At 59.7% G+C, this 6279-nt stretch carries 6 protein-coding genes and 1 pseudogene; all 7 read right to left on the bottom strand.

The genetic code is table 11. The features are described from left to right. Nucleotides 1–120 (bottom strand): annotated as a pseudogene (locus AC1D35_RS34425) (succinate--CoA ligase subunit alpha); the annotation flags it as partial. A gap of 19 nt (nucleotides 121–139) precedes the next feature. Further along, the gene (gene sucC / locus AC1D35_RS34420) at nucleotides 140–1333 is read right to left on the bottom strand and encodes an ADP-forming succinate--CoA ligase subunit beta (protein WP_113308273.1); all 1194 of its coding nucleotides are present in this window, start codon (nucleotides 1331–1333) and stop codon (nucleotides 140–142) included. A 36-nt stretch (nucleotides 1334–1369) separates the two neighbouring features. Then, a complete protein-coding gene (gene mdh, locus AC1D35_RS34415; RefSeq protein ID WP_113299168.1) occupies nucleotides 1370–2332 on the bottom strand; it encodes a malate dehydrogenase in 963 nt (320 codons plus the stop codon). A 173-nt stretch (nucleotides 2333–2505) separates the two neighbouring features. Next, complete coding sequence (gene zapE / locus AC1D35_RS34410) at nucleotides 2506–3669, bottom strand: cell division protein ZapE (RefSeq protein WP_113308274.1); 1164 nt, start codon at nucleotides 3667–3669, stop codon at nucleotides 2506–2508. Between the two features lie 48 nt (nucleotides 3670–3717). Further along, nucleotides 3718–4230: a protease inhibitor Inh/omp19 family protein gene (locus AC1D35_RS34405; RefSeq protein ID WP_113299170.1), complete on the bottom strand. Its 513-nt coding sequence runs from the start codon at nucleotides 4228–4230 to the stop codon at nucleotides 3718–3720. Between the two features lie 277 nt (nucleotides 4231–4507). After that, the gene (locus tag AC1D35_RS34400) at nucleotides 4508–5287 is read right to left on the bottom strand and encodes a succinate dehydrogenase iron-sulfur subunit (protein WP_113299171.1); all 780 of its coding nucleotides are present in this window, start codon (nucleotides 5285–5287) and stop codon (nucleotides 4508–4510) included. Between the two features lie 15 nt (nucleotides 5288–5302). Then, on the bottom strand, nucleotides 5303–6279 hold a 977-nt coding region (locus tag AC1D35_RS34395), incomplete at its 5' end, for an FAD-binding protein (protein ID WP_477942352.1).

The following is a 6279-nucleotide window of genomic DNA, read 5'->3' as shown; positions in this document are numbered from 1 at the left end:
GATACCGCCGACCATCTGCGTGCCGTAGTAAGCAAGCGCCTGTTCGGTGTGGAACGTGCCGGTCTTGCCGGTCAGACCCTGAACGAGGATCTTGGTGTCTTTATTGACGAGAATAGACATTCTTTCAGATCCTTCAAAATTAGCCGTTGATCGCCGCGACGATCTTCTTGGCCGCATCGTCCAGGTCGTCAGCCGCCGTAATGGCCAGACCCGACTCGTTCAGGATCTTCTTGCCGAGCTCGACATTGGTGCCTTCAAGGCGCACGACGAGCGGAACCTTGAGACCGACTTCCTTGACCGCGGCAATGACGCCCTCGGCAATGACATCGCACTTCATGATGCCGCCGAAGATGTTGACGAGAATGCCTTCGACCTTGGGGTCAGCGGTGATGATCTTGAAGGCTGCAGCAACCTTCTCCTTGCCGGCACCGCCGCCGACGTCGCAGAAGTTTGCCGGCTCCTTGCCGTAAAGCTTGATGATGTCCATCGTCGCCATGGCGAGACCGGCACCGTTGACCATGCAGCCGATGTTGCCGTCGAGCGCCACATAGGCGAGGTCCCACTTGGAGGCCTCGATTTCCTTGGCATCTTCTTCCGTCTCGTCGCGAAGCGTCTTGACGTCATCGTGACGGAAAAGAGCGTTGCCATCGAAAGACATCTTGGCGTCAAGGACGCGCAGGTGGCCATCCTTCATGACGATCAGTGGATTGACCTCGAGGAGAGCCATGTCCTTTTCACCGAAAGCCTTGTAGAGCGCCGGGAAAAGCGTCTTGGCGTCTTCGGCGGCAGCGCCGTCGAGCTGCAGTGCCTTGGAGATCGCGGCAACGTCGGCAGCCGTCACGCCGGCTTCCGGATCGATGGCGATCGTATGGATCTTCTCAGGCGTATCGTGGGCGACAGCTTCAATGTCCATGCCGCCTTCGGTGGAAACCACGAAAGCCACACGACCGACCGAACGGTCGACCAGCAGCGAGCAATAGAGCTCGCGAGCGATGTCGGCACCGTCTTCGATATAGAGGCGGTTGACCTGCTTGCCGGCTTCGCCGGTCTGTGCGGTCACCAGCGTGTTGCCGAGCATTTCCTTGGCATGCGCAACGACTTCGTCGATCGACTTGGCGAGACGAACGCCGCCCTTGGAATCGGGGCCGAGCTCCTTGAATTTGCCCTTGCCGCGGCCGCCGGCATGGATCTGGCTCTTGACGACATAAAGCGGACCGGGAAGCGACTTGGCGGCAGCCTCGGCTTCCTCAACCTTGAGGATAGCCACGCCCTCCGCGACCGGCGCGCCATAGCCCTTCAGCAGAGCCTTGGCCTGATATTCATGAATGTTCATGGGTTTGTCCCTATTTCGATTGCTTCAGCGCACCAATTACTTGAGGGAAGGCGCGATGTTGATGCAGGCTTCGCAGAGACCGGCAACGGCGCCGACGGACTTGTCGAAGGCTTCCTTCTCGGCCTTGTTGAGATCGATCTCGATGATGCGCTCGATGCCGCCAGCACCGATGACGGTGGGCACGCCGACATACATGTCCTTCACGCCATACTGGCCGGAGAGATAGGCAGCGCACGGCAGAACGCGCTTCTTGTCCTTGAGGTAGGATTCAGCCATTTCGATCGCCGAAGCGGCCGGAGCGTAGTAGGCAGAACCGGTCTTCAGGAGGCCGACGATTTCGGCGCCGCCGTCACGGGTGCGCTGGATGATTTCTTCGAGGCGTTCCTTGGTGACCCAGCCCATGGTGACGAGATCGGTCAGCGGAATGCCGCCAACGGTCGAATAACGAGCGAGCGGCACCATCGTGTCGCCGTGACCACCGAGAACGAAAGCCGTGACGTCCTGAACGGAAACGTTGAATTCCTTGGCGAGGAAGAGACGGAAGCGCGAGGAGTCGAGAACGCCGGCCATGCCGACGACCTTGTTGGCCGGCAGGCCCGAGAACTTCTGCAGAGCCCAGACCATGGCGTCGAGCGGGTTGGTGATGCAGATCACGAAAGCGTTCGGGGCATATTTCTTGATGCCGGCGCCGACCTGCTCCATGACCTTGAGGTTGATGCCGAGAAGGTCGTCGCGGCTCATGCCCGGCTTGCGCGGAACGCCGGCGGTGACGATGCAGACGTCGGCGCCTTCGATCGCGGAATAGTCGCTGGCGCCAGTCAGATTGGCATCGAAGCCTTCGACGGGGGAGGACTGTGCGATGTCGAGACCCTTGCCCTGGGGAATGCCATCGGCAATGTCGAAGAGGACGATGTCGCCCAGTTCCTTCAGGCCGGCGAGATGCGCCAGCGTGCCACCAATCATGCCAGAACCGATAAGTGCGATCTTGTTACGCGCCATTTCGCTTTTCCTTTGCGATCAAATTCGTCGGGCGACGCGCGGGCATCGCCCAATGTCGCAATCGCATAGACCTAAAGCCAAAAAATGGCAATGCATTATTTTTGGTGCAGCAATTTCAATCGTTTAGATATTAAAATTCTTACGTAAACGTAAGATAAATTGTCACCAAAGTGTTACTCGGCGGCGCGTTTCTCGTGATGCGCTGCGAGATATTCCGCGCTTCTCATCTCGAAAAGGCGCGATGCCGTCCGGTCGAATTCGAAGCCTTCGGTGCCTCGTCTCTCAACGAGCAGATCCTCGGGCATGGCAGCAGCGGAAGCGTAGAGGCGGGTGCCATGATCGTAGAGCGTATCGATCAAAATGATGAAGCGCTTGATCTGGTTCCGTTTTTCGGGGCCGAGCAACGGAACGTGATCGATGAAGACCGTATCGAAGCGCTCGGCGATGGCCAGGAAATCGACCGCACCCAGCGGCCTGTCGCAGAGATCGGCGAAAGAGAAGCGCGCCATGCGGTCGATGGCGAGCGGCACATGGATCGTTCGCCCCTTCATGGGAATTTCCATAGGCTGCGCCTTGCGGCCGTGCAGCGCCTGCGTCCACGACGCATCCATCGCCATGTCGGTACGCTCATCAATCGGGATGAGATAGACCGGCTGGCTGTTCAGCTTCTCCATCCGATAATCAGTTGGCGAATCGAGAGTTACGACCTCGACATGCTTTTTGAGGAGAGCAACGAAGGGAAGGAAGAGCCCGCGGTTGAGACCGTCCTTGTAAAGATTGTCCGGCTCGACATTCGACGTCGCAACGAGCACGCAGCCGCGTTCGAAAAGCTCGGAGAAAAGCCGCGACAGGATCATTGCATCGGCGATGTCGGCGACCGTGAATTCGTCGAAGCACAGCAGTTCCGCTTCCTCGAAAAGCGCGGCTGCGACCGGCGGCATCGGATCGGCCTGCTTCGTCTCGCCGTTCTTCAGCTTCAGCCGGTGGGCGGCGATGCGATTATGCACATCGGCCATGAATTCATGGAAATGCGCGCGCCGCTTCTTCCGGCATGGCGCCATCTGGAAAAACATGTCCATGAGCATCGTCTTGCCGCGTCCGACGCTGCCGTGGATATAGAGCCCCCTGATGCCGGTCTCGGTCTTCTTCCTGGAGGCAAACAACCAGCCGAGCGCGTTACTTTTGGTGGCAGGCCGCTTCTGCTTGAGGGAGGCGAGGACCCGGTCGAGGCTTTTGGCCACATCCATCTGGGCGGAATCGACCTGCAGCGTTCCCGAGGCCGTCAGCGATTTGAGCTGCTCGGTGACGCTGAGCGAATAGTCTGGCATTGGCTGCATGAGGGCTTGTCCGCCTATGCGTAACCAGCGGGTATCCGCCGGATTGACTTACCGGCTGAGATTGATCGCCTGTCCGGTCGCGGTCTGGCCGCTGAAGCTGTTGTCAGCCACCTTGTAGACAGCACCGAGCTGGTTGCCGCTGCGGTCCTTGAGCAGAACCTGCTTGCCAGAAACCTCCCAGGAACCCATCGCCGTCAATTCGCCGACGCAACCACGCGTGCCGCCGCGCGACCCGCTGCCGAGATTGGTGAGCGTCAGGAACATGTCGCAGGTGCCGTTGACACGCCAGCTGCCGACCATCGATTCCTTGGTGACATCAAGCGAAGTCGCCGGTGCTGCGCCACCCGGCTGAACACCGGCCATCGGGGCCGTGGACGCCGGAGCAGCGGGGAACTGCGAACTGCCCCCCGGAGGCGGAAGCTGACCGCCCTGCACGGAAGGCACAGGCTGCGCAGTCAGCGGCGGAGGCGCGTTATTACTGCTATAGTCATATGAGGTGCGCTGGCATCCTGCCAAGGCCAGAGCGGCCGTTAGACCCGTCACCACATATCGCAACTGCATCATCAAGCTCCCGAATGTCCGCCTCAACCGCAGAGATATTCAATTGTAAGTTCGAATTACCGTATTTCACTTTGGTTAATCAAGTCAGCACAAACCCAAAATGCCTTCGTGACACCTATGGCGCAACCGGCACAATTCAACCGTCCGCTCGTGGGACTTCTTGCTGGTAAAATATGTCAGCAAGGTGTTGTGCCCGGCCGTCTCGTTCTTGATCAGGTTTGATCTGTTCTGCGACGTCGAGATAACGCTCGATTGATTCCGGTAGAGGCGTCGACGCTCACACGCGACGCTCGACCATCATCTTTTTGATTTCTGCGATTGCCTTGGCCGGGTTCAGACCCTTCGGGCAGGTCTGCGCGCAGTTCATGATCGTGTGGCAACGGTAGAGGCGGAACGGATCCTCGAGATTGTCGAGGCGCTCGCCAGTTGCTTCGTCTCTGGAGTCGATCAGCCAGCGATAGGCCTGCAGCAAAACGGCCGGACCGAGGTAACGGTCGCCGTTCCACCAGTAGCTCGGACAGGAAGTCGAGCAGCAGGCGCACAGGATGCACTCGTAGAGGCCGTCGAGCTTCTGGCGGTCCTCATGGCTCTGTTTCCATTCCTTGGCCGGCGTCGGCGAAACCGTCTTCAGCCAGGGCTCGATGGAGCGATGCTGCGCATAGAAGTTGCTGAGATCGGGAACGAGATCCTTGACGACGGGCATATGCGGCAACGGATAGATCTTCACAGTGCCCTTGATGTCGTCCATGCCCTTGGTGCAGGCGAGCGTATTCGTACCGTCGATATTCATCGCGCAGGAACCGCAGATGCCTTCACGACAGGAGCGGCGCAGCGTCAGCGTCGGGTCGATCTTGTTCTTGATGTAGAGCAGTGCATCGAGAACCATCGGCCCGCAATCATCGATGTCGACGTAGAAGGTGTCGATCGACGGGTTCTGGCCGTCATCCGGGCTCCAGCGATAGACGCGGAACTCACGGGTGTTCTTGGCGCCCGACGGCTTCGGCCACACCTTGCCTTCGCGCATCTGGGAATTCTTGGGGAGAGCGAGTTCAACCATGTCAGGTTCCTCTGATCAGTATACGCGAGCCTTCGGCTCGATCTTGTGAGGATCGATGCCGTCTGCGATGAGGTCGGTGTGGACAGGCCGGTAGTCAAGCTTCACGTCGCCCGCCTCATTCACCCAGGCCAGCGTGTGCTTGCGCCAGTTGACGTCGTCACGACCGGCGAACGGACCTGACGTATAGTCCTCGCGGGCATGCGAGCCGCGGCTTTCCTTGCGGGCCTCGGCACCGTAGATCGTGGTGATCGCATTGGCCATCAGGTTCTGCAGTTCCAGCGTCTCAACGAGGTCGGAGTTCCAGATCATCGAGCGGTCAGTGACCTTGATGTCCTTGAGTTCGCTCCAGATTTCCGAGATACGGCGGCAACCGGATTCCAGCGATTCCTGCGTACGGAATACCGCTGCGTCATCCTGCATGGCGCGCTGCATTTTTTCGCGCAGCACCGCCGTCGGCGTGCCGCCGCTGGCGTGACGCAGACCATCGAAACGATCCATGATCTTGTCGCAGGCGGCAACGTTCAGCGCCGGTACCGCAGACGCGCGGTCGATGACCTCGCCGGCGCGGATCGCAGCCGCACGGCCGAAGACCACGAGGTCGATCAGCGAATTGGAGCCAAGACGGTTTGCCCCGTGAACGGAGGCGCAACCGGCTTCGCCGACAGCCATCAGCCCGGGGATGATGCGCTCCGGATTGGAGCTGTCGGCATTGAGCACCTCACCCCAGTAGTTAGTCGGGATGCCGCCCATGTTGTAGTGGACGGTCGGCAGGACCGGGATCGGCTCGCGGGTAACGTCAACGCCGGCAAAGATCTTTGCACTCTCGGAAATGCCCGGCAGGCGCTCATGCAGCACGGCCGGATCGAGATGGTCGAGATGCAGGAAGATGTGGTCCTTGTTCTTGCCGACGCCGCGGCCCTCGCGGATTTCCAGCGTCATGCAGCGCGAAACGACATCACGCGAGGCAAGATCCTTGGCCGAGGGTGCATAGC

This window comes from Rhizobium sp. P1_E6 (assembly GCF_056405875.1).
The sequence above is the reverse complement of the archived record's forward strand: the minus strand, read 5'-3'. Positions and strand labels throughout refer to the sequence as shown.

What these genes read in the sequence shown, in the direction of transcription:
- sucC (WP_113308273.1), bottom strand. Translation starts at nt 1,333, where the DNA reads ATGAACATTCATGAATATCAGGCCAAGGCTCTGCTGAAGGGCTATGGC.
- mdh (WP_113299168.1), bottom strand. Translation starts at nt 2,332, where the DNA reads ATGGCGCGTAACAAGATCGCACTTATCGGTTCTGGCATGATTGGTGGC.
- zapE (WP_113308274.1), bottom strand. Translation starts at nt 3,669, where the DNA reads ATGCAGCCAATGCCAGACTATTCGCTCAGCGTCACCGAGCAGCTCAAA.
- AC1D35_RS34405 (WP_113299170.1), bottom strand. Translation starts at nt 4,230, where the DNA reads ATGCAGTTGCGATATGTGGTGACGGGTCTAACGGCCGCTCTGGCCTTG.
- AC1D35_RS34400 (WP_113299171.1), bottom strand. Translation starts at nt 5,287, where the DNA reads ATGGTTGAACTCGCTCTCCCCAAGAATTCCCAGATGCGCGAAGGCAAG.